Genomic DNA, 26253 nt, shown 5'->3' on the forward strand with positions numbered 1-26253 from the left:
GAGTTTTCGGCAGCACCTCGCTAAGCTTCGTTGCGTGAAGCATCACGCAACGATATCGAGGTACTCATGAGCAGCACGGATCCTTTCCCGCAGACCGAAGACGCAGTGCCGGAATTGGAGGTTCCCTATACGTCGCTCGAACATCGCCGGCATCAGATGTTCCCTCGCTTGTCGCCGGCGGAGATTCTCAGCCTGCAACGCTTCGCGAGGCCAATGTCGTTCAAGGCCGGCGAGAGGATTTTCGAAACCGGTCGTGTCGCACTTGGTCTTTTCGTGCTGCTGGAAGGACGCGTGCGGATCTCTACTCGCGATTCGCTGGGCCGCTCGACCCTCGTGACCGAACACGAGGCAGGGCACTTCATGGCGGAGATGGCCCAGCTGTCGGGCAAGCCCGCGCTCGTCGACGGCGTGGCGCTGACGGACTGCGAGACGCTCGCCGTCGAACCGGACCAGTTGAGGGCGTTGATCGTGGCCGACGCCCAGCTCGGCGAGCACATCATGCGCGCGCTGATCTTGAGGCGCCTGGGACTGATCGAGCAGGGGCTCGGGCCGATCATCGTCGGCGACGGATCGGACGGCCGGCTCATCGGCCTTCAGGGTTTCCTGCGCCGCAATGCCTATCCGGCATCGGTGCTCGACGTCCGTCATAACGAGGAAGCGGTCGCGCTGCTGTCGGGCATGACGACGGGGCCCGCGGATTTTCCGCTCGTGTTCTGCCCGGACGGCTCCGTGCTGCGCGCACCCGACGAGGTCGAGCTCGCCACGCGCCTCGGGCTCGTGCCGGCCTTTGAGCGCTCATGCACCTACGACGTCGCCATCGTCGGCGCGGGCCCGGCCGGGCTGGCGGCGGCCGTCTATGCGGCGACCGAAGGGCTGGCGGTAGCCGTGTTCGACCAGCGTGCGCCGGGCGGGCAGGCAGGCGCGAGCTCGCGGATCGAAAACTACCTCGGCTTTCCGACCGGGATCTCGGGGCAGGCGCTGGCGGCAAGGGCGTTCCAGCAGGCGCTGAAGTTCGGCGCCCATCTGGCGATTCCCGGCAAAGTCATCGATGTCGCGCGGCACGACACACACTTCGTTCTTGCGCTTGCCGACGATCAGCAAATCTGTTCGCGCACCGTGGTGATCGCAAGCGGCGCGGCTTACCGCAAGCCGCAGGTGCCGGATTTCGATCGCTTCGATGGACGCGGCATCTACTACTGGGCGTCGCCGATCGAGGCGAAGCTCGTGAAGGGGCAGGACATCGTGTTGATCGGCGGGGGCAACTCCGCGGGCCAGGCCGTCGTGTTCCTCGCCAATTTCGCGCGCAGCATTCGCGTGCTGATCCGGGGCGATGGGTTGGACGCAAGCATGTCGAGGTACCTGATCGATCGCATTGGCGCGTTGCCGAATGTATCGGTCTGCACACGCTGCACGCTCGAAGCCCTTGAGGCAGATGCCGCCGGGCTGGCTCGCGTTCACATCCGCAACGCCGGCGACGAAGAAGTGATCGCGTCGCGCCATCTCTTCCTCTTCATCGGCGCCGATCCCAAGACCGACTGGCTGGCGTCGAGCGGCGTCGAATTGGATCCGCGAGGGTTCGTGCTGACCGGCATCCAGGGAGCGCTTAGCGACGAGCCATACGAGCGCGAGACTTTTTCGCTTCAGACCAGCGTGAGCGGCATGTTCGCGATCGGCGACGTGCGTTCCGGCTCAGCCAAGCGCGTGGCCACGGCGGTCGGCGACGGCGCGGCGGTGATCGGCCAGATCCATGCGTACCTCGCGGAGTCGAACGCGGAAGTGCAGAACAATTAAGAACGATTAGTGCGCGCCCTCGCTATTCTTGCTCGCATGTTCAACGTGACGAAAAGGAATCCTGAGAATGAGCGATCGCAAATCGTTGGTGGAACGGTTGCGCATGGGCTTCGCGCTGTGCCTTGCGTGCGGCATGGCGCTGGTTTCGACTATGGCGCTTGCGTCGGCGCCGCGCGTCGGCACGCAGGCGCCGGGCTTTTACCGGATCATGCTGGGCGACTTCGAGGTCACGGCGCTGTCGGACGGCACGCACCCGTTTCCGATCGATTCGGTCATCGAGGGCGTATCGAAGGAAGAAATAAAGCGCGATCTGGACCGTGACTTTCTTCAACCGCCGGTCCAGGGTTCGATCAACGCATTCCTCGTCAATACCGGCTCCAAGCTGGTGCTGATCGACACGGGTGCAGGCGTGTTGTATGGCGACTGTTGCGGGCGCCTGATGCAAAACCTGCGCGCGGCAGGCTACCGGCCCGAGCAGATCGACGTGGTCGTGCTCACGCATCTGCATGAGGACCATGTGGGCGGCATCGTTTCGCGCGGCGCGATGACGTTCCCGAACGCCGTCGTGATGACGAGCCAGACGGAGGCCGATTACTGGCTCAACCCCGCGAACAAGAGCCGCGCGCCTGCATTCCTTGGGAAGTTCTTCGATGCCGCGATGGAGTCCGTAGCCCCTTACATCGCCGCTGGGCGCTTCAAGCCATTCAACGGCAACGATCCGGTGGTTCCGGGCATCACGCCGGTTCCGCTGCCGGGGCATACGCCCGGCCATACAGGGTATCGGGTGGAAAGCCGGGGCGAGAGTCTGCTCGTGTGGGGCGACATCATTCACGTCGCGGCCATCCAGTTTCAGCACCCCGAGGTGTCCGTGGAGTACGACAGCGATGCGGTCGCGGCGCGGCGCTCACGCCTCGATGCATTCAACCTGGCGGCACAGAAGGGTTGGATGGTCGGCGCGGCCCATATTGCCTTCCCGGGTCTCGGGCACATCCGGCAGAACGGCACGGCTTACGAGTGGGTGCCGGTCAATTACGACGCCGCACCGGGCCATTGAGGCGATCGATCCTTCAGAACGTTTAAGTCGCGAATCAGGACTTTATCGCAGCGCTCCCACTAAGCTGGGCACTCTCGACGCACTGGCTTCATTCGCTGTGTCTTGAACCATCCACGCGGCGTTGCAGCCACCGTGCAGCGCCGACAAGAACGTAACGACGGAGAACTGAAATGGACGCTCAAAACAAATTCGGCATACCTTCCGTGTCGCGACGCAGGCTGCTCTCGGCAAGCGCCGGCATGGCCGGCGCAGCCGCGGCCTTCTCCACGCTGTCGGCGTCCGCCGCAAGCACGGCCGGCACGGCTCACGCGAGCCACGCGGCCTCGGGCGGCCGGCACGAGGGCAACTACGTGAAGGCGAAGGACGGCACCGAGATCTTCTTCAAGGACTGGGGCACCGGCACGCCCGTGGTGTTCTCGCACGGCTGGCCGCTTTCCGCCGATGCTTGGGATCCGCAGATGCTGTTCCTCGTCAATCAGGGCTATCGCGTGATCGCGCACGACCGGCGCGGTCACGGCCGTTCGGGCCAGAGCTCGGGCGGCAACGACATGGATACCTATGCCGACGACCTCGCCGCCGTGCTCGATGCGCTCGACGTGCGTAACGCGATGCTGGTCGGTCATTCGACGGGCGGCGGCGAAGTCGCGCACTACATCGGGCGTCATGGCTCGAAGCGCGTGGCCAAGGCCGTGCTGATCGGCGCGGTTCCACCGCAGATGGTGAAGAGCGCGACCAACCCGGGCGGCCTCGACATGTCCGTGTTCGACGGTATCCGCGCACAAGTCGCGGCGAACCGCTCGCAGTTCTATCTGGATCTCGCGACGCCGTTCTACGGCTTCAACCGTCCGAACGCGAAGATCTCGCAGGGCCTGATTCAGGAGTTCTGGCGCGAAGGCATGCAAGGCTCGATCAAAGGCCAATACGAGTGCGTCAAGCAGTTCTCCGAAGTCGACTACACGGAAGACCTGAAGAAGATCGACGTGCCGACGCTGATCCTGCACGGCGACGACGATCAGATCGTGCCGATCGACGATTCGGCGAAGCTCTCGGCGAAGATCGTCAAGAACGCGACGCTGAAGATCTATGCGGGCGCACCGCATGGCATGTGCAGCACCCACGCGGACAAGGTCAACGAAGACCTGCTTGCGTTCCTGAAGCAGCAATAAGGCAAACCGCGTGAAACGCTTTTGCCGGCCCTTGTGCCGGCGAAAGCGCGAAACAGATAGGTGAACGGCATGGGCATCAAGGTTAGGGAGTATCCAGTGAACACTATCCATGTACGCCGCGCGTTGGGCGCGGCGATCGTCTCGATGATGACGCTCGGCGCGACGTTGGCCGCCATGCCGGCTTCGGCGCAACCGGTCTGCCGGGTGGCGTCGAAGAACATTCCCGCCGTGTCGGTCGGTGCGCAATACGACACGACGCACGTCTACGTCGCGACTGCGGACATCGACGCATTCGTCGACAGCTTCGTCTCGACGTTCGGCGGCAAGGCTTCCCCGCGCGCAGTGTTCACCGTCACGCCGACGCCGAGCAAGACCGCCTCGCAGTACGTGCAGACGCCTGTGGGCATGCTGTCCGTGTTCGCGTTTCAGACGCCGGTGCCGTACCCGTTCGGCGATGAGCGCTCGGGCTACCTGGTCACCAACATTGACGATGCGATTCGCGCCGCGCAGGCCGCCGGCGCTGACGTAATCGTCGACAAATTCGACGACCCGATCGGCAAGGACGCGATCATCCAGTGGCCGGGCGGGCTCACGATGCAGCTGTACTGGCATACCAAAGCGCCGTCCTATGGTCCGCTCGAGACGGTGCCCGACAATCGCGCCTACGTGTCCCCGCAAAGCGCAGACAAGTTCATCGAGGACTTCCTGTGCTTCTCGCACGGCAAGGTGGTATCGGACGATCGCCACGCGGACGGCACGGAGATCGGGCGGCAGGGCGAGACGTTCCGGCGCGTGCGCATCGAGTCCGGCTTCGGCAACATGCTCGTGTTCGCGACGGACGGCAAGCTGCCGTATCCGTTCGGGCATGAGGTGACCGGCTATCGGGTCGCCGATCTCGACGCGACGCTGACGAAAGCACAAGGCTTAGGCGTCAAGGTGCTGTCCGCGCCGAACCGCACGGTCGAAGGGCGCACGGCGATGGTCGAGTTTCCGGGCGGCTATATCGCCGAACTCCACGAATGGTCGAAGTAGCCCGGCGTCCATCGATGAAGCATGTCTTGTCGAAGGCGGCTGCGAGCGCCGCGCTGGTCGCGTCCGCGCTCGCGAATGGCGGCGCGGCATGGGCCGAGGATCAGGCGCAAAACCCGCCCCAGACGGGGGCGCAGGGGACAAGTCCCGCCACAACGTGCAGCGCGACTCGGCCCGCCATCCTGTTCAATCGCTGGCAGGAGAACTGGGCGGTGCTCGCGAATCCGTGCGTGCCGAGGAAGCCTTTCGACTCGCTCAAATACATCCCGCTGGGCAGCGACCCGTCCACGTATCTCTCGCTTGGCGCGAACCTGCGCAAGCGCTTCGAGCTGAACAATGCGGCGCTCTTCGGGCTCGGCAACGGGCGTGACGACAACTATGTGATTCAGCGCGCGGAAGTGCACGCGGACGCACGAATCGCCGGTCACGTTCAGGCGTTTTTCCAGCTCGAAGATGCGCGTCCCTTCGGCAAGAACACGGTGACGCCCGTCGACAAGGATCAGCTCGACATCGAGCAGGCGTTCGTGGCGCTCGTCTACGGCGTGGGCGGCGGCACGTTCAAGACCCGCATCGGCCGGCAGGAGATGGCGTTCGACTTGCAGCGCTTCGTCTCGGTGCGCGACGGCCCCAACGTGCGGCAGGCGTTCGACGCCATCTGGGCCGACTACGAGATCGGCAAATGGCGCTTGATCGGCTATGTCACGCAGCCGGTCCAGTATCGCGACGTCACCACGTTCGACGACGTGTCGAATCGTCACCTGACGTTCAGCGGCGTGCGTGTCGAGCGCTCGAAGGTGGGGCTTGGCGATCTGTCTGCCTACTGGTCGCGCTACATCAACGGCAACGCGCACTACCTCGACGCGGCCGGCGCGGAGCATCGCGACGTGTTCGACATGCGCTACGCCGGAAAGACGGAGCATGTCGACTGGGACGCGGAAACGATGGCCCAGACCGGTCACGTCAGCAACGACACGATCGGCGCATGGGCGTTCGGGCTCTTGGGCGGCTATACGTTCGCGTCCGTCACGGGCGCGCCGCGCCTCGGCATTCAGGTGGACGGCGCCTCGGGCGACCGGCATCCGGGCGACGGCCATCTCGGCACTTTCAATCCGCTCTTTCCGAACGGCTACTACTTCACGCTCGCCGGCTATACGGGATACAGCAACCTGTATCACGTCAAGCCGTCGCTGACGTTCAAGGCGGCTTCGAACGTCACGATCCTCACGGCAGTCGGCTTTCAGTGGCGCGCGACCACACAGGATGCGGTCTATGGACAGGGCATGCAGGTCGTGCCCGGCACGGCGGGCAAGGGCACGTCCTGGACTGGCATGTATGCACAGGTGCGGGTGGACTGGCTCGTCAATCCGAACGTTGCGCTCGCCGTCGAGGCGGTTCACTTCCAGGTGGGCGATTCGCTTCGTGCGCTCGGCGCGCGCAATGCGGACTACGTGGGCGTGGAAGCCAAGCTCGGATGGTAAGGGTCGCGGTTCAAATCATTTTTTACCAACCAGGAAGTCAAAATGAAGAAAACAGGTCTCTTGACGGCAATGCTGCTGGCTCTTGCCATTGGTAGTGTTCCCTTGCATGCATCCGCGCAGGTGGCGGGCGTGCAGCCCATTGGCATCAGCGTGACACAAGCCGATCTCATCGTTCGCGGCTGGAGCGTAAAGAAGTCGTTCCTCGGCAAGCCGGTCGTCAACGACAAGGGTGAGCAGATCGGCGTCGTGCACGACATCATCATCGCGCCCGATGACTCCGCATCGTTCGTGATCGTCGCGGCCCATCAGTTCGTGGGTGTCTCGCAGCATGACGTCGCCATTCCGGTAAGCCAGCTCGACTTCGCCGACGGGAAGCTCACGCTCGCAGGCGGCACGCGCGAAGCGATCAAGGCGATGCCGGCGTTCCAGTACCCGCGCGTGCCCGTTGTGCCAATCGCGCGGACCACGTACTTGCGTCGCTGAGTCCGGCAGGCGCCCTGGCTTTTCGGGGCGCCGTCCTGTGGATTTGGTTATCTAGCTGGCCCTGCGCGACACCCGCGTCGGTGACGCTCCAGCAGACTGCGGCGCCGGGGCAACCCGGCGCTTCGTTTTTGTTCTGAGCCTCTATGCGTCGATGCGCTTTCTGAGCCTATCGCCGGCGAACGGCATTTCGCGCATGCGCTGGCCCGTCGCATCGAAGATCGCATTCGCGAGCGCGCCGGCGGTCGGCCCCATCGACGCCTCGGCCGCGCCGAGGAACGGCGCGCCGGGGCGATTGATCAGGTGGACCTTCAGGCTGCGCGGCGCCGCCGAGAAGCGCAGGATCGGATAGCTGCTCCAGTCGAAGCTGCGAATCTTCTGCGTGTCGTATTTCAACTCTTCGTACAGCGACCAGCTCGCCGACTGAATGATGCCGCCTTCGATCTGGTTGCGGATGCCGTCCGGCGAGACGATCTGCCCCGCGTCGACGGCCACGTCCGCGTGTTCGAGGATCACCTGTCCCGTTTCGGGAACCACCGTGATTTCGACGGCCATCGCGACATAGGCCATCAGGTTCTTGTACTTGCCGAACGCGAAGCCGACGCCGCGATTGCGCGCTCGCGGCGGCCGCGGCCAGCCGAATTGCTGGGCGGCGAGCTCGATCACGTGACGCGCGCGCGTGTCTTGCATGTGACGCATCCGGAACGCCACCGGCTCGACGCCGGCAGCATGCGCGAGTTCGTCCATGAAGCTCTCGATCGCCCACACGTTCGTGTGCGCGCCGAGCGAGCGCATTGCCGAGCTCTGCAGCGGCATCGTCGGCGAGAAGTTGTTGACGATGTGCATGGCTGGAAACGCGTAGAGCGGGATCGCGTTGCGGTCGCCGCCGCCTTCGGGCTGCAGCATCGGCGTCGACGGCGCGGACACGAACGGCGGCTCCAGCATCCGCGCGGGCAGGAGCCTGCCGGCGTTGACGATCCGCTCGTTGTGCGAACTGCTCCATAGTTCGTACTGCCAGTCGACGATGTGGCCGCTCGCGTCGAGCGACGCGCTCACCTCGGTGACCATCGCGGGCGTGAAGTGATCCCACGTGTGCTCCTGCTCGCGCATCCACTGCACGCGGACCGGCTGGCCCGGCATCGCGGCCGCGATCAGCGCTGCATGCGCGGCTACGTCGTCCGCGCCGTTGTGCCCGTAGCAGCCGGAGCCTTCGGTGTGGATGCAGCGGATGCTCGGCTTCGGCATCGACAGCATCTCGGCGAGCGCGTCGCGCAGCGGGTACACGCCCTGCGAGTGGGTCCAGACGGTCAGCATTCCGTTGTCGAGGTGCGCGACCGAGCAGGACGGTCCGATGGAGCCGTGCAGCAGGTAGTTCTTCAGGAAGGTTGCGGTGAGCGTCTTTGCGGCCGGTTCGGTGTTGGCGTGCGTGTTGGCGATCTCGATGCGTTGCGTCGCGATGCGCTTCAGGTCCTCGTGAACCTTGTCGCGATCGGTCAGCGCCCGCCCTGGCGACCATTGGCAGCTTGCGGCAAGCGCGCGCTGCGCCACGACCGCCTGCCATTCGCCGCGCGCGACGACCGCGAGCATGCTGCCGTTACGGACAATCCGCACGACACCCGGCATCTTCACGATCGCGGCCTCGTCGAACGACAGCAGCTTCGCGTCGTAGACAGGCGGCATCACGACGCGCGCATGCAGCATGCCGGGCAGTTGCATGTCCTGCACGTAGCTGACGCCGCCGGTGACCTTGTTCGGTATGTCGAGCCGAGGCAACGACGTGCCGATCGTGGTGAACGTGGCCGGATCCTTCAGCGGCGACGTGGGCGCGGCCGTGCGATGCAAGTCGACGATCCCGACTGCGTCGCCATAGCTCATCGTGCGGCCGTCCGGCGCCTTGATCACCGCGTCGCTGACGGTGAGCGTGCGTGCCTCGACGCCAAAGTGCTTCGCGGCGCCGTCGACCAGCAGCCCGCGCACCTGCGCGGATGCGTTCAGCAGTGCGCTGCCGCTGTCGGCCATCGTATGGCTGCCGGCGGTCAACCCTTCGTCGGGCGACGCGCCGGTGTCGGCGGTCAGGAATGTGATCAACGAGGGCTTCATGTTCAGCTCCTCGGCGGCGACCTGCAGCAGGGCGGTGCGTACGCCGGTGCCGAGCTCGACCTTGCCGGTGAACACGGTGACCTTGCCTTCCGGCGTGATCTTGATCCACGCGTCCAAGAGCGGGTTGGTCTTGAGGCTGCCTGCCAGCGTTTCGGTTGCCTTCGCTACGTGGACAGCGGCGCCTTCGTCGGCGATCACTTCCTGCGCCAGCGCGCGGGCGGCCGGCACGAGGCTGAACGCGACGAACAGCGCGCCCGAGAACATGAAGTGGCGGCGGCCTTCATTGATGTCGTCGTGATCGGTCATCAGAGCGCCTTGTTGAGAGTGACGGGTTGGGAAGCACCGTCCGGTTCCGGCAGGCCGGCGACCTGGCGCACGGCTGCGAGAATTCGCATGTGGGTGCCGCAGCGGCACAGATTCGGCTCCATGTGCGCGCGCAGTTCGCCCTCGGTCGGCTTCGGGTTGCGTTCGAGCAGCGCTTGGGCCCGCATGATCATGCCGGCGATGCAGTAGCCGCACTGCGCGGCCTGGTGTTCGATGAACGCTTGTTGAAGCGGCCCCGGATGGTCGCGCGTGCCGAGACTTTCGATGGTCCTCACGCGCCGCTGCCCGATGGCCGAGACAGGAATCAGGCACGAGAACATCGGCTTGTCGTCGACGATCACGGTGCACGCGCCGCATTGTCCGAGGCCGCAGCCGAACTTCGCACCGTGCAGGTGGAGGTCGTTGCGCAGCGCGTACAGCAGCGGGGTGGACGGGTCGATGTCGAGCGCGTGCTGGGCACCGTTTACGTTCAAGGTCATCATCGCGCGCTGTCCTCCTTTCTGAGCTTCGCGGCCATCGTCTCAACGTCGGACCAGGCAGGGCGGTTGGAATAGGCGCCGCGGATGTACGCCGCGAGGTCCGCGATCTGCTGGTCGTCGTACTGGTCGATGAAGGACGGCATGTAGTTGAGCGTGTCTTCGCCGTGCCAGCCGATCCCGTTGAACATCATTTGAATCGCGTTGCGCGGCGTGTTTGAGTTGAGGGCCGTGCTGAACGCGAGCGTCGGGCGCTCGCCGATCGCTTGCATCGGCGACCCTGGGCCGTGGCATTGCGCGCATGACGCCTGGAACAGCGCCGAACCACGCTGCTCGGCCGGTGTAGGCGTCTTCACTCCGACACCGGTCATCGCGGGTTGCTGCGCGGCACTCGGCTTTTGGATCGACAGGATGTACGACGCGATCGCCTCGACGTCCTCGACCGGCACCGTCGCGAGATCGCGCGTGACCGGCAGCATCGGCCCGGCGGCGGCTCCATGCTCGCTTGCGCGGCCAGTGCGCAGATAGGTGACGAGCTGCGCCTGCGTCCACGGATGTACCGCATCGCCGAGCGCATTGAGCGGCGGCGCTTCCCAGCCGTCGACAATGCCTCCATCGAACGCCTTGCCTGCTTGCTCGCCGCCGATCGCGTTCAGCGGCGAGTGGCACGATGCGCAGTGCCCGAGGCCGTCGACGAGCAGCTTGCCGCGATTCCATTGCTCGGATTGCGTTGCGCCGGGCTGGTACTCGCCCTTGCGCAGGAACAGGATGTTCCAGAATGCGACGGGCGGCCGGAAGTTGAGCGGGAAGATCAGCGCGTTCGCGGGCGTCGATGCATGCACCGGTTCGCGCGTCATCAGGTACGCGTAGGCGGCCGCGATGTCGTGATCGGAGATGCGCGTGAAATGGATGTACGGGAACGCCGGATAGAGCTGATGACCGTCGCGCGCGATGCCGCGACGCAGCGCGCGGGCGAACGCGTCCTGCGACCACCGGCCGATCCCCGTGTCTGCGTCCGGCGTGATGTTGGTCGCGTAGAGGGTGCCGAACGGTGTCGCGAGCGGCAGGCCGCCCGCGAACGGTTTGCCGTCCTTCGCGGTATGGCAGACGACGCAGTCGCCAAGCGCCACGACGCGTGCACCCGCGCGCACGAGCTGCGGATCGAACGAAGTGGGCGAGGGCGGCTCGATCGGGGCGATCGACGGCTCGTACATGATGCCGATCGCGACGCCCAAGCCGGCGAGCGCGATCACGGCAGCGCCGAGCCATAGTCGTTTGTGTTTCATGCGTGCTCCAGGCATATCGATTCACAACGCGTTACGCGATGCGGGCGGCGACTTTCGGGCGCAGTCTACGGCGCGGAAGGCCGCGAAGTCCTGAAGTGACGCTGAAATATTCTTAACCCGTTCGTGCGCGAAGCGCCGCAGGCGATGTCCCATGCAGAGGGACACCGCCAGCGGCCCGTGCTGCTAGTCGATTGCGATCGGCGCCGGCACCGGCGCGAGCATTTCGTGCTTTTGCTTCGCACGTTGCGGCGCCTTGTGGACCATCGTATAGGCGTAGTCGACGCCCATGCCGTACCCGCCCGAGTGCTCGCGGACGATATCCATCACGGCATCGTAAGTCTCGCGCCGCGCCCAGTCGCGTTGCCATTCGAGCAGCACCTGCTGCCAGGTCACGGGGACGACGCCAGCCTGGATCATCCGCTGCATCGCGTAGTCGTGAGCCTCTTTCGACGTGCCGCCTGACGCGTCCGCGACCATGTAAATCTCGTAGTCGCCTTCGCACATCGCGCACAACGCGAATGTGCCGTTGCAGACCTCGGTCCACAGACCCGACACGACCACTTTTTTGCGGCCGTTCTTCGCCAGCGCGTCACGCACCTTCTGGTCATCCCAGGAGTTCATCGACGAACGCTCGAGCAGGGGGTGATTCGGAAACACGTCGAGGAGCTCGGGAAAGACGTAGCCGGAGAAGCTCTCCGATTCGACCGTGGTGATCGTGGTGGGGATGTTGAATACCTTGGCGGCCTTTGCGAGCCCGACGACGTTGTTCTTCAGCGTCTGGCGGTCGATCGACTGAACGCCCAGCGCCATCTGCGGCTGCTGATCGATGAAAATCATCTGGCTGTTCTGGGGCGTTAAAACCTCGTGCTTCGGATTACGCATGACTGGATACCTCGATTTGACGAGCAAGCTGACTCGGAAGATGCGGGCGCCCGGGTAGGGGCGCCGCGCGGCGCTCGGCGGACTGGAGGTTCGTGAAACCTGTGCCCACCGACGCGACGAGTCTAGGCGACACGGTTAGGTATGCAGAAGTAAATTGTTCTGAATTCAGATGAAGCGACGCGGTTCAGATGAAGCGACGCAGCCCGCGTTAAAAAGGCCTGCCGAGTCCGAACGACGCCGCCAGCTGCGGTCCTTTTTGGAGCAGCGACGTCACTTCCGAGCGACGCTCCGCCGACCATCGCGCTAGTCTTTGAACGATGTCGGCTGCGTCCGCGGGCAGCGCTTGAGCAAGCGAAACGGCATCGCTCGCAGCCTTCGATGTGCCGGATGCGGTATGTGGCCGTACCGTGCACGCGGCGTCGCCGATCAGGGCCACACGGCCATCGACGAAGTCCGGGCTCAGCGCGTCGTAGATGACCTGAACGAACGGGGCTGGTGTGGCGAGAACCAGTTGGGTGAACACGGCAGGCAGTCGCTCGCTTGCGAGTTGCTTAAGCGTCGCGACGGAGTCGTCCGAAAGATGGCCGGGGTGTATCGATGCGTGATGGACGTGTCCCGCCTGATCCGTCAGATGACGGCGCAATGCATCGGGGTCTGTTTCGTTGCGATACCAGAGCCAGTTGAAGCGCCGCGTTCCCGGTTCGAGCGACCCGTCGAGAGCGGGAATCAGAAATGCCATGAACAGTTCGCCCGGCGCTTTGTGAAGCGTCATGTTTTCGACCAGCGTGGCGATTGCCGCAGCGTCGAAATCGGCTTCGTCGACGATACCGCGCCAGGCGATATAGCCGGCGAATGAAGGCGCATAGCCGGGAAAGATCCGGGCGCGAAGGCCCGAGGCCGTGCCGTCCGCTGCCAGCAGCACGTCGGCGCGAACGCGTTGATCGCCGATGCACACGTCGACGCCGCCGGCATCCTGCTCCAAGCCCGTTACGGCGCGGCCGTAATGAATCCTCCCTGGCGGCAACGTGCTGCACAGCGAGCGGTAGACCGCATCCCACGACGAGAACGGCAGCATCTCCGGTTCGTCGCGCACGACAACGCCGTCACGGTCGATCCAGCGCCGCCGATGCGTGGGCACGCTGATCATGTCGCGGCAGTGATGCCCGTGCTGTTCGAGAAACGCCATCATGCGCCGCAGGACCGCCACGCCGCCGCCTTGTCCGCGAAGTGGAGTCGGCGAGCGCTCGTAGATCACCACCTCGTGACCGATGCAATCGAGCGTCAGGGCGGCCGCGAGACCCGCGATCGAGCCGCCGGCAATGACTATTTTCATCGTGGATTGCTCCCGTGCAGATCGCCGATCGAATCATGCCAATGATGATTCGACTCTGCTACGTGCCGTCACGACGTTTAAGAACGATTCAGGTCAGCGGGACAGTCCGCGCCGCCACGCACCGGGTGCGTGTCCGAAGAACTTGACGAACATGCGGTTCAGATGGCTTTGATCTGCGAATCCACAGGAGACCGCGATTTCCGTGAGCGTCATCTCGGTTGCCTCGATCAGCCGCCTCGCCTGCGCGACGCGCTGCTCGAGCAGCCACTGATGCGGCGTGCGGCCCGTGGTCCGCGAGAAGGCACGGATGAAATAACCGCGCGACAGGTCGCACTCGCTGGCGACTTCCGCGATCGGCACGCTTTCCATCAGCAGTTCCTTGGCGAGCGACGCGTTCCCGGGCGACAGCGCGCCCTTGCCGGAAAGATCGGGCTCGAAGGCGTCGCCGTAGCGGCGCGCGAGGTGCGAGCCGATCGCGAGACCCGTCTGGTCGATGAACAAGGAGTTGAGCGTGCCCTGCGCATCCAGGCTGTCGGCAACGGTCTGCGCGAGATGGCCTAGTACCGGATCCTGCTCGTCGGCCACGCAAGTCAGGCCACGGAGGGTCCTATCGTGTTCGTCGCCGAGCCGGTCGAGATACGCGCGCGACAATTCCACCAGCACGAAATCGAACTTGCCGTGAAGATCCGCGCGGAAGTCCTCCGAGAAATCACGGATGTAAATCGAGTTGTGCTGGAACCGCCGTTCGCTTTGCCGCTTGCCCCGGTAGATCGTCCGCCGGTGCCCGCTATTCAATGAAATGCCGATCAGGAAACCGCGCTCGCTGGCAGGCATCACGATGCGCTCGAATTGCTCGCCGCGCATGCATTTGCGATGCAGCTTCACGCCGCCCGCCATCCTTTCAATGTTCTTGCTTAGCAGACTCGAGGCACATCCGAGCCCGTCTTTCGGCTGCGCCACGGAGGGCGGGACGATCAGGGAAGAGGACATCACTCCAGATCCTTGTGAGGCGCCACGGAGGCAAGAAATATCTTTCGAATTATTACCGCGGATCATACCTCAACTGTTTCGAGATGAGATTTCGCTCATTAGTCGGACAATTGTTCAGCAGTTGGCAGACCGCAAGCACACCCCGCATCGCTAACGCCGGCGGGCGATTGGGCGCTGTTGCCGTGTGGCGCACGAACGTCCGGACAGCGCATTTTCCTTCAAGACGCTCGTTTATATCTTGTTTACACTCCGCCCAAATTTTGAGATTTGAGCTGGAGGCGGCCATGATCCAGATCGGGACACTGTCGGTGGATTTCGAGCAGCGGGATATTCGCAGCCAAGGCCAGTCGCTGCGCGTTGGCGCACGCGCGTTCGATATTCTTGAAGTGCTGCATCGCGCGAACGGTTCGATCGTGTCGAAGGACGACATCATGGACGCCGTCTGGCCGGGCCAGATCGTCGAGGAAAACCGCCTCCAGGTGCATGTCGCGACATTGCGCAAGGTGCTTGGCGCGAGCCGGGATCTGATCAAGACCGTGCCGGGCAGGGGCTATGTGCTGGTGGCCGCTGCGCGTTCCGCCCGCCCCGCGCCGGAGGAGAGCGAGGCGCCGAGGCCGCCCTCCGGCCTGCGTTCTCATTCGGCGCCGCTCATCGGGCGGCAAGCCGAAATCGGGCAACTCTTCGACATGATCGGCCGGACACCGGTCGTCACGCTCGTCGGCGCCGGCGGCATCGGCAAAACGAGCCTCGCAGTTCAGGTCGCGCACGACGTGAGGAGCCGCGGGCGGGAGCGCGTCCATTTCGTCGAGCTTGCGAGTGCGTCGACGCGCGACGACGTGCTGCGCGCGCTAGCCGATGCACTGGGACAGACGCCGGACCAGGCGCCCTCCGTCGATGGCATCGCCGAAGCGGTCGCCGCATCGCCTTGCCTCCTCGTGCTCGACAACGCCGAGCATGTCGTCGATTTGGTTGCGAGCCTCGTGGAGACGCTCACGGCGCGCGCCGATACCCTGCGCGTGCTCGTGACCAGCCGCGAGCCGCTCCACATCTCGGCCGAGTCCGTGTTTCGCGTCAACCCGCTTGCGGTGCCCGACGGCGATGCGTCCGCCGAGGAGATCGCCGGCTGTTCCGCCGTTCAGCTGTTCCTGTGCCGAGCCAACGCGGCGACGCCCGACTGCGCGATCGACGCAAACAGCCTGAGATTGATCGGCGACATTTGCCGGCGCCTCGACGGCCTGCCGCTCGCGATCGCTCTCGCGGCCGCACGCGTCGCGACACTCGGCATCGACGGCGTCGCATCGCGTCTCGACGATCGCCTGAACTTGCTGACCGGCGGCTTGCGCTCTGCGCTACCGCGCCATCAGGCGCTGCGGGCGACCTTCGATTGGAGCTACCGGCTGTTGGATCCCGGCGCGCGGTCGCTGTTTCGCCGGATGGGATGCTTCGTCGGCCCGTTCACGTTCGACGCGGCTCGCGCCGCCGCGCTGGAGCCCGGCACGTCGATCGCCGAATTGATCTCCGGCCTGGGCGAGCTCGTCGCGAAGTCGCTGCTGACCGTCGAGTTCAGCGGCCCTAACGCACAGTACCGGCTGACCGAATCCACCCGCGCGTACGCGTTGGAAAAGCTGCGCCACGAGGGCGAGCTCGAACGGGTCGCCGAGCGCCACGCGCGCTATGAGCGCGAACAGGCGGAGGCGAACGCATCGGCCGTGCCGGACGAACGCGTGCCGGAGCTTCAGTCGATGGCTGACGAGGCGAGCGAACCGATGATGGTTTGCGCGAATCCGCCACCGCAGACGTGTCACGCCAGCGCGCTCGCGCGCGAGTTGCTGGAGCCGTCGAGGATGAGCGAATGCCGCGAGCAGGCGAAACAGGTGCTCGACGAAATCGACGCGGGGCCGCCTGGCGCCGTCGACCCGGACAACGAAATGCGGCTGCGCGCCGCGTACGCTTCGGCGCTGCTGCATACCACCGGCGACGTGCACGCGGCCGCTGCGATGTGGGAGCGCACGCTGGGACTGGCGCGCGATGCCGGCGACGACGTGCTCGAGGAACGCGCGCTGACGGGGCAGTGGAACACGATGCTCACGATGTCCGACATTCACGAGTCGCTGCGTTACGCGACGCGCTTCGAGCGGGCGGTCGAGCGCCGCGGCGAGCGATCGCAGCGGCTGCTCGCGACTGCGATGGTCGCGACATCGCTCCATTATTTTGGCGAACACGCGCAGGCGCGCGAGCGATTGGAAGCGGCAACGGCGGCGCTCGTCGACGCCGGCGAGCCGGCGCGGGCGGAGATTGCGCTCGGCATCGACGTGGCGACGCTGCGCCTGACGATGCTCACACGGCTCGTCTGGATGCAGGGCGAGCCGGAACAAGCCATGCGGCTCGCCGCGCAGGCGATCGAATTCGCGCGGCGCGACAAGTCAGGACTGGCGCTGTGCGTCGTGCTCGGCGCCGCCGCCGTGCCGATCGCGTTGCGCTACGGCGACCACGACGCCATATCCGATTACCTCGAGACGATGAGGTCGGTGGCCGACGCGAACGGTTTCGACATCTGGCGCAGCCACGCCGAATGTCTTGCGGGACAATTCGACATCCAGGCCGGGCATCCCGGCGCCGGGCTCGCGAGGCTGGAGCCCGCGCTGCGGCGCGTCGAGGCGAGCGGATTCCGGCGCCTGCTGGCGCCTTTGATCGTGGCGTATGCGGAAGGGCTCGTGCGAACCGGGCGGGCGGCGGAAGCGCGCGAGAAGCTCAATGCCACGCTGGCCCGCTGCCGGGCGTGCGGCGAGCATCTGTTCGTGCCGGAACTGCTGCGCGCCAAAGGGCTGGCGATGCTCGAGCAGGCGCGCAATGCCGACCCGGGTCTGACCGTCGCGCAGGAAGGGGAAGGGCGCCGCCATCTGCTCGCTGCGATCCGTGCCGCGAACGAGCAGGGGGCCGGTATGTGGGAGCTGCGCGCCACGCTCGATCTTGCCGACCATCTGATCGAACGGGGATGGGTGGGCCAGGCGTCGTCGATGATCGCCAACCTGTCCGGACGCTTCGATCTTCAGTCGCGCGCGTTCGACATTCGCCGTCTGGTTCGTCTCCAGAACTTCGTTCGCGCCGATGAGACGCCGCCGGCGCGCCTGCGGCATGCGCGGTTCGAGGCGGCCGCCGATGCGGCGCCGAGGTGGGCCCAAATGGCGTCGCGAGTCGCGTGAGGGCTCGTTGATGCAAAAGAGGGTGGAACCCGCGCGAGGGGCGGAGCTCGTCGTCTACAACGGCAAGATCGCGACGCAGGACGACCAGCGTTCGTTCGTCACGGCGCTCGCGGTCAGCGAAGGCCGGATTCTCGCGACCGGCGGCGACGAGGACGTCATGCGGCATGCGCGAGACGATACGAAGCGCATCAACCTGAACGGCCGCGCCGTGATTCCGGGTCTCAACGACTCGCATCTGCATGTGATTCGCGGTGGCTTGAACTTCAATCTGGAGCTGCGCTGGGACGGCGTGCCATCGCTCGCCGATGCGCTCGACATGCTGCGCCGTCAGGTCGCGCGCACGCCGGTGCATCAGTGGGTGCGCGTCGTCGGCGGCTGGACCGAATTTCAGTTCGCGGAAAAGCGCGGCCCCACGGTCGGCGAGCTCAACACGATCGCGCCCGACACGCCCGTGTTCATCCTGCACCTGACCGACGGCGCGCTGCTGAACGCGGCTGCGCTACGCGCGGCGGGCTTCGACCGAGACTCGACGAACCCTCTCGGCGCCGAAATCCAGCGCGATCGTCACGGCAGGCCGACGGGCATGCTGATCGCGCGCCCGAACACGGAAATCCTGGACGCGACGCTTGCGAAGGGTCCGAAGCTCGCCTATGACGACCAGATGAATTCCACGCGTCACTTCATGCGCGAGTTGAACCGCCTTGGCGTGACGAGCGCGATCGACGCAGGCGGCCGCTTTCAGGTCTACCCGGATGACTACGCGGTCGTCATGGATCTCGCGAAACGCGGCGAGTTGACGATACGCATCGCGTACAACCTGTTCGCGCAGAACGCGAAGCAGGAACTCGGGGACTTCGCGAAGTGGATGAAGATGACGAAGCCCGGCGATGGCGACGAATTCCTGCGCATGAACGGCGCCGGCGAGATGCTCGTCTTCTCCGCCGCGGACTTCGAAGATTTTCTGGAGCCGCGTCCCGACTTGCCCGATACGCTCGAAACGGAGCTCACGGCGGTCGTGAAGCTGCTCGTGCAGAACCGTTGGCCGTTCCGCCTGCACGCGACCTACGACGAGTCGATCAGCCGCTTCCTCAACGTGTTCGAGGCCGTGAACCGCGAGGTTCCATTCAACGGACTGCGCTGGTTCTTCGACCATTGCGAAACGATTTCCGAAGCCAACATCGCCCGCATCGCCGCGCTTGGCGGCGGCGTCGCCGTGCAGCATCGGATGGCCTATCAGGGCGAATACTTCATCGCGCGCTACGGCGCCGAAGCCGCGGCCCGCACGCCGCCGATCCGGGCGATGCTCGCGGCGGGGCTGCCGGTCGGCGCGGGCACCGATGCGACGCGCGTGGCGAGCTTCAATCCATTCGTCTCGCTGTATTGGATGGTGTCGGGCCGCACCGTAGGCGGCACGCTGCTTTACCCGGAGTGCAACCGGCTCGACCGCATGGAAGCGTTGCGCCGCTACACGGTGGGCAGCGCGTGGTTCTCGGGCGAAGAGGATCGCAAGGGCGCGCTGGTGCCCGGCCAGTACGCCGACTTCGCGGTGCTGACCGACGACTACTTCACGATCGACGAAGAGCGGATCAAGTCACTGTCGTCGGTGCTGACGGTCGTCAACGGCAAGGTCGTGCATGCCGACGACGAATTCGCACCGCTCGCGCCACCGCCGCTACCGGTCAGCCCGGCGTGGTCGCCCGTCGCCGAATTCGGTGTCGACCCACTGCCTGAATTGCCTGCCTCGGCAGGGCGGAAAGAGATCAGATGAACCTTGCACACCGGACCCCATCGGCAGACAAAGACGAAGTGGCGGGGGTGCGCATTCCGCGCACGTCCGTCGCAATCGACGCTGCCGATGCGGCGCGCGCGTCGTTGCCGCGCGTCGTCGTCGATCACGCGCACCGGGTGTTCGTGCTCGCCTCGCTCGCCGCGCGCCGGGCAGGCTACGCATGCGATGCCGACGCGCTGTATGTCGCCGCCATGTACGCGAACATGGGCTTGAGCGCCGCGTATTGCCGGTCGACCGCGCGATACGAGATCGACAGCGCGGATGCTGCGAGTGCGCACCTGTTGCGCCATTGTGTACCGCAGTGCGTTCGGGACGATGTCTGGCGCGCGGTCGCACTGCATACGACGCCCGGCGTGCCAGCGCGCCTGTCTCCGCTCGCGGGCGTGTTGGCGGCGGCTGTGTCGACGGACCTGATGGCAACCGATCTCGACGCGTACATGGCGGCCGAGCGTGACGAACTGCTCGCCGCGTATCCGCGCGTCAAAGGATTCCGGGAAGCCATCCTCGAAGCGATCGCGCGCGGCGTCGCACACCGGCCGCAGTCGACGTTCGGCAGCTGGAGCGCGGACGTGCTCGAGCGCGCCGATCCTGATTTCCACCGGCCGAATTTCTGCGGACGGGTGCTGGGCGCCGCCTGGCAGGATGGCTAGCGGCGAACGCCCATCGTTGCGTTGGACGATCAGTTAATCACTTGGCCAGCGGTATCTTGGCGAGTTCCTTCTGACATTCGGGGTTGATGCTTTCCGGATCGGGGGAGTACACATAGTTGCAGGCGCCAGCGCCCGTGCCACCGTTCACGAACATCTCGTAACGCCCCGCGCCAATCCTGGTATCTCTGCCTAGAAGGGTCTTGAAGTCGATGATCTTCGTGCCATCGTTAAACGCCGGAATCCCGGCGTATCCGCTAGTCTTGAGTTCGTTGTCGAGCTCTGCCGTCGCGTTGAAATCGTCCGGCATGAGCGCCTTCGGCCATTTGGCAGTCGTGACGCCCATGTACATATCGTTGGTGCCTTTCTTCTTGAGCGGTTCATCGTTGAATTCAAAGAAGACCACGCCATTGTTGTTCGCCGCCCGAGACCGCCCTAACGTCATGCCCCACACGTAGTCGTACCAGTTACGCCGATAGGCGGAATCGTAAATGTCGTGCACACCGGCTTCGCCGATCAGGAAGGGTTTCCGGTAGGCGGCCGACATGCTTTGCATGTCTTTGAACAGCCGGTCATACGCACCCTGAGCGCCTCTACCTTGGTCATTGCCATCCGGCGAAGGATCGCCACGGTAGCCGCTGTTGACCGTAAAGAAATCGATGTTATCCGCTCCGAGGGCGTCAAATAATCGACTCTTTCCACTGGCGTCGGGTTGCCAGCCGGAGTCGGCGACCGCATAGGTGGTCAAGGCGCCCGCACATTGCTTATGGACGATTTCAGCCGCTTTCCTGACCGCCTGGGCGCGCGGGCCATTGGGGTTGGCCAGTATGTCCTCGTCGAACTCGTTGCCCACGATATAGGCAAGGATGGCCGGATTCCGACAGGTTTCATTCACTATCCCCGTCACGATGCTGGTGACAGACGCGATGGGCTCCTTGGATGCATAGTCGGTCAGCGCCGGATACAGCACTTTCATCTGACGCTGGTTGACCTCTGCGAGGAATTCGGCGTGCTTCTTGTTGTGATTGTTGACGTTGTAAAGACGGAGCGTGTTCACGCCCATCTTCTTAAGCTCGTCAAGATCGCGCTGCCAGCGCTTCTTTAAGGCGAGGTTGTAGTTGTGGTCTTCATGGGCGGTGCCCGGAGACGCCGTCCCGATGAGATCGTCGTCGTAGCAAACGGACTGCCAGTCCGAGGCTTGAGTCTTGCCGCACAGCCATGCGTACTGCTGGTTCCCATATGTGATGACCCCAGCCTTTGGCCATCCGCGCGGCTCCGGCGCGTAGACCATTCCCCGCACGAAGAAAGGCTGGCCATCGACATAGAACCGGTCGTTGATAATTTTTGTCTCTGCCTGCACATGGCTTGCGGCGAGACCCGCAAGCATCAAAACAATCCATTTGCTCATGATTACGGTTCTCGCTAAAAGTGGACCGCCACAAAATGGAAAGTCACGCGGGCGCACCGGCGTTTTTGAATTGCCCCCAGAAAGCGTAGTACATCTATCGCGACGCGGATAACTCTTTGCAGTCGGTATGCGAGGCGTTTTCGCGCGGCGCGACGTAGCGATACCTTAAGCCGCCGTGACCGCCACTTTTTGCGCCCTGACCAGATGCTTCCCGATGCTTGCTGTCAACAGCACCGCTGCGGCTTCGCACAGAGCGGCGGTCCAGCCAAGGTTGTTCACCGAGGTGAGACTCAAGGTCAGGGAACCGAGCGCAGCGCCGAGCGAAAAGCCGAAATACATGAACGAAGCGTTCAGTGACAGGGCAATGGGTGTGCCTCGCAGGCCAGCGAGATTGATCAGCCCTGCTTGCTGCGCAGGGTAGAAGGACCAATGAGAAACGCCCCAGGCAACGACACCGATCAGGACCGGGACTAGCGCAAACGTCGCCGGAAGCCAGTGCGCGCTTGCCGACATGAGCGAGAAGGCCAGGATCGACACGCTCAGGCAGGGGATGATCACGCGACGAGGACCGAGGCGGTCCACAGCCTTACCGCCGATAAACACGCCGACGGCTGCCGCGACGCCCCAGGTGAACAGCACGTAGCCGATTTGCGCGCCATGCAGCGGCGTGGATTGGGCAATGAACAGCGCCAGGTACGTATAGATCGAATAGGCGCCCATGGCCCACAGCGTAGTGACCAGCAGAGTCATCAGAATGACCGGTTGCCGTGCGACATCGATACGCTCGCGCAGCGTCGCAGTCGGCAATCCTGCGCCGATGTTGCGCGGCAGGCCGAACAGCAAGCCGGCCGTAGCCGCAGCGGAGAGGGCGGCGACGCCCGCAAAGGTCATGCGCCATCCGAGCCGGTCGCCGATCAAGGCGCCCAGCGGCACGCCGAAGGCAACCGCGATCGTGATGCCGCCGTTGACGATGGCGAGCGCCGTGCCGCGCCGTTCCGGACCAGCGATCGCGCCGGCCAGTGCGTTGGCGCCGGGAACATACAGACCGGCGGCCGCGGCGAGCAGGATGCGGGCCGCCATCAATTCCCAATAGCTTTGGGCGGCCCAGGCGATGAAGTTCGCCAGCGTGAATGCCGAGAGGGCCAGGATCATCAGCGTGCGTCGATGGAACGCGCCGGTCAGTGCCGTCAGAATCGGCGAGCTGAGCGCGTAGGCCAAAGCGAACACCGTGACCAGCTGGCCCGTGGCGACAATGCTCGTATGCAGGTTCGCGGCAATGTCGGGCAACAGGCCGGCAATCATGAAGCTCTCGGTGCCGACTGCGAATGTTCCCAGCGCCAGCCAGTACAACGGCGCAAGGGACGTGGACTGCGTCGTGGAGGTCATCGCGTGCTCCGCTTACGCTGTTACCGCGTCATAGCTGTGGAACGGATAGTCCGTATAGCCGACCTCGGTGCCGCCGAAAAAAGAAGGGCGGTCGTACGGGTTCAGCGGCAACTGAAGGCGCAGCCGTTCGGGCAGATCCGGGTTCGCGATGAAATCGCGGCCAAAGGCAACCAGGTCGGCGTCCCCTGCCTGCAGGATGGCTTCTGCCGTACCGGCCTTGAAGCCGCCGGCGGCGATGAGGGTCCCCTTGTAGTGCTTGCGGATCAGTTGCGCGGCGACCGGATTCTGATCCTTGCTCGCATCGTCGACGTTGCCCAGCACACGCGGCTCGATCAGGTGCAGGTAGGCCAGATTGAGTTTGGCCAGTTCCTGCGCGACGTAGGTGAAGAGACCCTCCGGATTGCTGTCGGACATATCGCCAAAGGCGCCGCTCGGGCCGAGGCGCACGGCGACGCGGTCGCTGCCCCACACTGAGACGACGGCTCGGGTGGCTTCCATCAGGAAGCGAGCCCGATTTTCGAACGATCCGCCGTAGATGTCGGTGCGCTTGTTGCTGCCGTCCTGCAGGAATTGATCGAACAGGTAGCCATTGGCGGCGTGCAGTTCAACGCCGTCGAATCCCGCCTTCTTGCCGCGGATCGCGGCGCTGCGGAAGCGCTCGACCAGTTCGGCGATTTCGGGGATGGTCAGCGCGCGGCTCGGCGTGTTCTCAATCCAGCCCGCTTCGGTATAGGCGACACCGCCGTGCGGCACGGCGGACGGTGCCACCGGCTGGCCGCCGCCCGGCTGCAACTGGCTGTTGGACTGGCGCCCGGCGTGGTACAGCTGCAGGAAAATGCGGCCGCCTTTGGCGTGCACCGCATCGGTCACGAGCTTCCAGCCGGCGATCTGGCTGTCGTCGTAAAGACCGGGCGCGCCGAGATAGCCGTTGCCGTTGGGCGCGGCGATCGTCGCTTCACTGATGAGGAAACCGCCTTCCGACGCACGTTGGCCATAGTACTCGGCCATCAACGGACCGGGCCGGGCGCCTTCTTCAGCGCGCATGCGGGTGAGGGGAGCCAGCACGACGCGATGGGCAAATTCGTACGGACCGACTTTGACTGCGGAATGAAGTTTGGACATGACTGCCTCGAGATTGAGTGGCTTGGGTGGCTGGTGACGTTCGATCAACAGCGGCCTTTCGACCTTGAGGCGAAGTGTATGGACAGACCGACATAAGAAAAATAGGCTAAGGTTCCGAATATCTCGGACAATAAAGTCCGGAATCGGGCGATTCGCCACTGGGCGAGTCGCAGGCGGAAGACCTCGGGACGCGGCAATGGACAGCCTCAGCGGCATTGCGATGTTTGTGCAGGTGGCGGAGACCCGCAGCTTTACCGAGGCGGGACGTCTGCTCGGCGTATCGTCATCAGCCGTCGGCAAGAGCATTGCGCGCACCGAGGAGCGGCTGGGCGTGCGGCTCTTTCACCGCAGCACGCGCAGCATCACGCTGACGGCCGAAGGCGCGTTGTTCCTGGAACGGTGCCGACGCATCCTCGGTGAAGTCGAAGCGGCGGAAGCGGAGTTGTCGAATGCCGCCGGCAGTCCGCGCGGCAGGCTGCGGATCAGCACGCCGCAACTGTCCGGGCTCATCATGCCGGCGCTCGACGGCTTCATGAAGCAGTACCCGGACATCGAGCTCGATGTCGATCTCTCCGATCGCATGGTGGATGTCATCGAAGAAGGCTTCGATGCGGTCATACGCACGGGCGAGCAGCACGATTCGAGGCTGGTATCGCGGCGCCTCGGTTCCTGTGGTCAGGTGCTGGTCGCTTCGCCTGGGTATCTCAAGCAGCACGGCGTGCCCGCGCATCCATCCGAACTCGTTCGACACGCGTGTCTGCTGCATAAATTTCCCGCCAGCGGCAAGCTGGAGCGCTGGCCGTTTCAGCTCGCCGCGTCGGAAGCAGAGCCGGAGCTGCCGCAAACCTTCGTCAGCAACACCATCGAAGTGCTGGGTTTTCTGGCGCTTCAGAACAAGGGGCTGGCTTTCCTGCCGACTTTCCTGGTGCGGGAAGCGCTGGCGAGCGGTGAGTTACAGATCGTGCTGGACGATTTCATCGATCAGACCGTCACGTTCTGGATCTTGTGGCCGGCAAGCCGTTATGCGTCGCCGAAGCTGCGAGTTTTCATTGATTACGTTGGGGAGAATTTGAAAATCTAGAGCGAGGGGGTTGAATCGCGGCCGATGCCCGTGTTGAGCCATCGACATTATTTGACATAATGTAAATTATCGACATTTTGATTGGAGGTGCGAACCATATCCCTACGATTCACCGGTCAGGATTTCCCGACAGACAAATCAGCACGCTCTGTACTCACGTTCCGCGCTTCCCGAATGTGATCGGTAATTTGCGCACCTACGATGGACCTGTCGGTAAATCACCGACGCCGCAACAAACAATCAAGAATCCATGGTCTCGGGGTTTCGACGGCACGGCTCAAACCAGCCGTGTGGAAAAGCGCATGGGCTTCGATGAACTCACCGACGACGAATGGGCGATGTTGGCGCACCTCTTTGCCGACACGCCGGTCGTCAGTCTCAGTCCGCGTGGCAGGCCGCGCGTGCAATCGCGCGAGGTCGCCAACGCGATTCTCTGGATGCTCACGACCGGTCGTCCTTGGACGAGATTGCCGGACGGCTATCCGTCGATTCCGACGTGCCGGCGCCGATACGACGAGTGGCGCGAGAGCGGCGCGCTCGACGAAATGCTGCGTCTGCTGTCGGAGGCGGGACGCATGATTCCGCGCCGCCTGCAGCGATCGAGCCAGCCCGCGCCGGTGAGTGCGCGAGACCCGCGAGGTCCGGACAGCGTGCGGGCTGCGGCGCCGCCTGTGGAAAGCGCGCCCATTCCCGCGCCGCATCGCGTGTTCTGGAGCAGTCCTGGTTCGTGGCAATCGCCGTCGCCCTCGTCCGCGTCGAAGGATCCTGAGGTGCCTGCGCAAGCGTTTCGCTCAAAGGGGCGGCTTTGGATGGGTCTCGCCTCCCACGGCGCGAGAGTCGCGGACGAGCGCGGCTACGTGATCTACGCGGCGGCCGACGTGGTCGGCGACCAGACCTTTCGCGGCTGGGCCGAGATCACGAAGCACGGCAAGCGCGTGGCGCGCTCGGGGCTCGTCGGCCGCGCTTTCACGGACATGATGGCGGCCCAGCAATACGCGCTCGATTGGGCGCGCCAGTGGGTCGAGCGCGATAGCCGCGCGCACGAACGCAGCTCTTTCGACGATCGGCAATCCGACCGAGAGCGGGACCGTGACCGCGAGCGCAGCGACGCTCGCGTGGGAATTTCCTGACAGCGCCCGGCCCTTTCCTACTGGTTTTTCGGCGATCTCCGACTGCTTCTGATGCTGTGCGGAGCTAGCATTGAACTGACGACGCAGCATGAAGGACA

At 64.5% G+C, this 26253-nt stretch carries 19 protein-coding genes and 1 pseudogene; 11 read left to right on the top strand and 9 right to left on the bottom strand.

The features are described 5' to 3' along the window. Window positions 1-66: 66 nt before the first annotated feature. The 6 genes from AAHK20_RS15850 to AAHK20_RS15875 all read left to right on the top strand — a co-directional run bounded on the left by AAHK20_RS15850 (window position 67) and on the right by AAHK20_RS15875 (window position 7001). Entirely contained in the window at window positions 67-1791 is a 1725-nt protein-coding gene (locus AAHK20_RS15850) for an FAD-dependent oxidoreductase (protein ID WP_449182419.1), read from the top strand. Window positions 1792-1894: 103 nt separating this feature from the next. Continuing rightward, window positions 1895-2845: an MBL fold metallo-hydrolase gene (locus AAHK20_RS15855; protein ID WP_449182493.1), complete on the top strand. Its 951-nt coding sequence runs from the start codon at window positions 1895-1897 to the stop codon at window positions 2843-2845. A 170-nt stretch (window positions 2846-3015) separates the two neighbouring features. After that, a complete protein-coding gene (locus AAHK20_RS15860) occupies window positions 3016-4011 on the top strand; it encodes an alpha/beta fold hydrolase (protein ID WP_449182420.1) in 996 nt (331 codons plus the stop codon). Between the two features lie 174 nt (window positions 4012-4185). Beyond that, window positions 4186-5043, top strand: coding sequence for a VOC family protein (locus tag AAHK20_RS15865; protein WP_449182494.1), 858 nt, complete (start codon window positions 4186-4188; stop codon window positions 5041-5043). A 14-nt stretch (window positions 5044-5057) separates the two neighbouring features. Continuing rightward, complete coding sequence (locus AAHK20_RS15870; RefSeq protein ID WP_449182421.1) at window positions 5058-6518, top strand: alginate export family protein; 1461 nt, start codon at window positions 5058-5060, stop codon at window positions 6516-6518. Between the two features lie 69 nt (window positions 6519-6587). Beyond that, the gene (locus AAHK20_RS15875; RefSeq protein WP_449182495.1) at window positions 6588-7001 is read left to right on the top strand and encodes a PRC-barrel domain-containing protein; all 414 of its coding nucleotides are present in this window, start codon (window positions 6588-6590) and stop codon (window positions 6999-7001) included. Window positions 7002-7142: 141 nt separating this feature from the next. Here the strand turns inward: AAHK20_RS15875 and AAHK20_RS15880 are convergent, their stop codons facing one another. The 6 genes from AAHK20_RS15880 to AAHK20_RS15905 all read right to left on the bottom strand — a co-directional run bounded on the left by AAHK20_RS15880 (window position 7143) and on the right by AAHK20_RS15905 (window position 14389). After that, window positions 7143-9404, bottom strand: coding sequence for a xanthine dehydrogenase family protein molybdopterin-binding subunit (locus AAHK20_RS15880; RefSeq protein ID WP_449182422.1), 2262 nt, complete (start codon window positions 9402-9404; stop codon window positions 7143-7145). Further along, complete coding sequence (locus tag AAHK20_RS15885) at window positions 9404-9904, bottom strand: (2Fe-2S)-binding protein (RefSeq protein ID WP_449182423.1); 501 nt, start codon at window positions 9902-9904, stop codon at window positions 9404-9406. The genes AAHK20_RS15880 and AAHK20_RS15885 overlap by 1 nt, the downstream gene beginning before the upstream one ends. Continuing rightward, the gene (locus AAHK20_RS15890; RefSeq protein WP_449182424.1) at window positions 9901-11184 is read right to left on the bottom strand and encodes a c-type cytochrome; all 1284 of its coding nucleotides are present in this window, start codon (window positions 11182-11184) and stop codon (window positions 9901-9903) included. Before AAHK20_RS15890 ends, AAHK20_RS15885 begins: the two co-directional genes overlap by 4 nt. A 183-nt stretch (window positions 11185-11367) precedes the next feature. Further along, entirely contained in the window at window positions 11368-12066 is a 699-nt protein-coding gene (locus tag AAHK20_RS15895) for a hydrolase (RefSeq protein ID WP_449182425.1), read from the bottom strand. Between the two features lie 208 nt (window positions 12067-12274). After that, window positions 12275-13399, bottom strand: a complete 1125-nt coding sequence (locus AAHK20_RS15900) for an FAD binding domain-containing protein (RefSeq protein ID WP_449182426.1) — start codon at window positions 13397-13399, stop codon at window positions 12275-12277. A 93-nt stretch (window positions 13400-13492) separates the two neighbouring features. Continuing rightward, window positions 13493-14389: a helix-turn-helix domain-containing protein gene (locus AAHK20_RS15905; protein WP_449182427.1), complete on the bottom strand. Its 897-nt coding sequence runs from the start codon at window positions 14387-14389 to the stop codon at window positions 13493-13495. Between the two features lie 284 nt (window positions 14390-14673). Between AAHK20_RS15905 and AAHK20_RS15910 the strand changes: the two genes are divergently transcribed. The 3 genes and pseudogenes from AAHK20_RS15910 to AAHK20_RS15920 all read left to right on the top strand — a co-directional run bounded on the left by AAHK20_RS15910 (window position 14674) and on the right by AAHK20_RS15920 (window position 20031). Then, window positions 14674-17592 (top strand): ATP-binding protein, encoded by a 2919-nt coding sequence (locus tag AAHK20_RS15910; protein ID WP_449182428.1) that lies wholly within the window; start codon window positions 14674-14676, stop codon window positions 17590-17592. Window positions 17593-17602: 10 nt separating this feature from the next. Then, window positions 17603-19306: pseudogene (locus tag AAHK20_RS15915) on the top strand (amidohydrolase); the annotation flags it as partial. A gap of 50 nt (window positions 19307-19356) precedes the next feature. After that, on the top strand, window positions 19357-20031 hold the full coding sequence (locus tag AAHK20_RS15920) for a phosphohydrolase (protein ID WP_449182429.1): 675 nt from the start codon (window positions 19357-19359) through the stop codon (window positions 20029-20031). Between the two features lie 37 nt (window positions 20032-20068). Here AAHK20_RS15920 and AAHK20_RS15925 read toward each other — a convergent pair whose 3' ends face one another. The 3 genes from AAHK20_RS15925 to AAHK20_RS15935 form a co-directional block, all read right to left on the bottom strand. Beyond that, on the bottom strand, window positions 20069-21436 hold the full coding sequence (locus tag AAHK20_RS15925) for a glycoside hydrolase 5 family protein (protein WP_449182431.1): 1368 nt from the start codon (window positions 21434-21436) through the stop codon (window positions 20069-20071). A gap of 165 nt (window positions 21437-21601) precedes the next feature. Continuing rightward, window positions 21602-22822, bottom strand: coding sequence for an MFS transporter (locus AAHK20_RS15930; RefSeq protein WP_449182432.1), 1221 nt, complete (start codon window positions 22820-22822; stop codon window positions 21602-21604). 12 nt (window positions 22823-22834) lie between these two features. Further along, the gene (locus tag AAHK20_RS15935) at window positions 22835-23944 is read right to left on the bottom strand and encodes an alkene reductase (RefSeq protein WP_449182496.1); all 1110 of its coding nucleotides are present in this window, start codon (window positions 23942-23944) and stop codon (window positions 22835-22837) included. A 196-nt stretch (window positions 23945-24140) separates the two neighbouring features. Between AAHK20_RS15935 and AAHK20_RS15940 the strand changes: the two genes are divergently transcribed. Both AAHK20_RS15940 and AAHK20_RS15945 read left to right on the top strand, forming a co-directional pair. Beyond that, a complete protein-coding gene (locus tag AAHK20_RS15940; RefSeq protein ID WP_449182433.1) occupies window positions 24141-25025 on the top strand; it encodes a LysR family transcriptional regulator in 885 nt (294 codons plus the stop codon). A gap of 302 nt (window positions 25026-25327) precedes the next feature. Continuing rightward, window positions 25328-26155, top strand: coding sequence for a DUF6566 family protein (locus AAHK20_RS15945; protein WP_449182434.1), 828 nt, complete (start codon window positions 25328-25330; stop codon window positions 26153-26155). The last annotated feature ends 98 nt before the right edge of the window (window positions 26156-26253 follow it).

The sequence above is a fragment of the Trinickia camelliae genome (genome assembly GCF_053525655.1).

What these genes read in the sequence shown, in the direction of transcription:
- AAHK20_RS15865 (WP_449182494.1), top strand. Translation starts at nt 4,186, where the DNA reads ATGCCGGCTTCGGCGCAACCGGTCTGCCGGGTGGCGTCGAAGAACATT.
- AAHK20_RS15850 (WP_449182419.1), top strand. Translation starts at nt 67, where the DNA reads ATGAGCAGCACGGATCCTTTCCCGCAGACCGAAGACGCAGTGCCGGAA.
- AAHK20_RS15930 (WP_449182432.1), bottom strand. Translation starts at nt 22,822, where the DNA reads ATGACCTCCACGACGCAGTCCACGTCCCTTGCGCCGTTGTACTGGCTG.
- AAHK20_RS15880 (WP_449182422.1), bottom strand. Translation starts at nt 9,404, where the DNA reads ATGACCGATCACGACGACATCAATGAAGGCCGCCGCCACTTCATGTTC.
- AAHK20_RS15925 (WP_449182431.1), bottom strand. Translation starts at nt 21,436, where the DNA reads ATGAGCAAATGGATTGTTTTGATGCTTGCGGGTCTCGCCGCAAGCCAT.
- AAHK20_RS15890 (WP_449182424.1), bottom strand. Translation starts at nt 11,184, where the DNA reads ATGAAACACAAACGACTATGGCTCGGCGCTGCCGTGATCGCGCTCGCC.
- AAHK20_RS15910 (WP_449182428.1), top strand. Translation starts at nt 14,674, where the DNA reads ATGATCCAGATCGGGACACTGTCGGTGGATTTCGAGCAGCGGGATATT.
- AAHK20_RS15900 (WP_449182426.1), bottom strand. Translation starts at nt 13,399, where the DNA reads ATGAAAATAGTCATTGCCGGCGGCTCGATCGCGGGTCTCGCGGCCGCC.
- AAHK20_RS15860 (WP_449182420.1), top strand. Translation starts at nt 3,016, where the DNA reads ATGGACGCTCAAAACAAATTCGGCATACCTTCCGTGTCGCGACGCAGG.
- AAHK20_RS15940 (WP_449182433.1), top strand. Translation starts at nt 24,141, where the DNA reads ATGGACAGCCTCAGCGGCATTGCGATGTTTGTGCAGGTGGCGGAGACC.
- AAHK20_RS15875 (WP_449182495.1), top strand. Translation starts at nt 6,588, where the DNA reads ATGCTGCTGGCTCTTGCCATTGGTAGTGTTCCCTTGCATGCATCCGCG.
- AAHK20_RS15945 (WP_449182434.1), top strand. Translation starts at nt 25,328, where the DNA reads ATGGGCTTCGATGAACTCACCGACGACGAATGGGCGATGTTGGCGCAC.
- AAHK20_RS15870 (WP_449182421.1), top strand. Translation starts at nt 5,058, where the DNA reads ATGAAGCATGTCTTGTCGAAGGCGGCTGCGAGCGCCGCGCTGGTCGCG.
- AAHK20_RS15905 (WP_449182427.1), bottom strand. Translation starts at nt 14,389, where the DNA reads ATGTCCTCTTCCCTGATCGTCCCGCCCTCCGTGGCGCAGCCGAAAGAC.
- AAHK20_RS15935 (WP_449182496.1), bottom strand. Translation starts at nt 23,944, where the DNA reads ATGTCCAAACTTCATTCCGCAGTCAAAGTCGGTCCGTACGAATTTGCC.
- AAHK20_RS15895 (WP_449182425.1), bottom strand. Translation starts at nt 12,066, where the DNA reads ATGCGTAATCCGAAGCACGAGGTTTTAACGCCCCAGAACAGCCAGATG.
- AAHK20_RS15885 (WP_449182423.1), bottom strand. Translation starts at nt 9,904, where the DNA reads ATGATGACCTTGAACGTAAACGGTGCCCAGCACGCGCTCGACATCGAC.
- AAHK20_RS15920 (WP_449182429.1), top strand. Translation starts at nt 19,357, where the DNA reads ATGAACCTTGCACACCGGACCCCATCGGCAGACAAAGACGAAGTGGCG.
- AAHK20_RS15855 (WP_449182493.1), top strand. Translation starts at nt 1,895, where the DNA reads ATGGGCTTCGCGCTGTGCCTTGCGTGCGGCATGGCGCTGGTTTCGACT.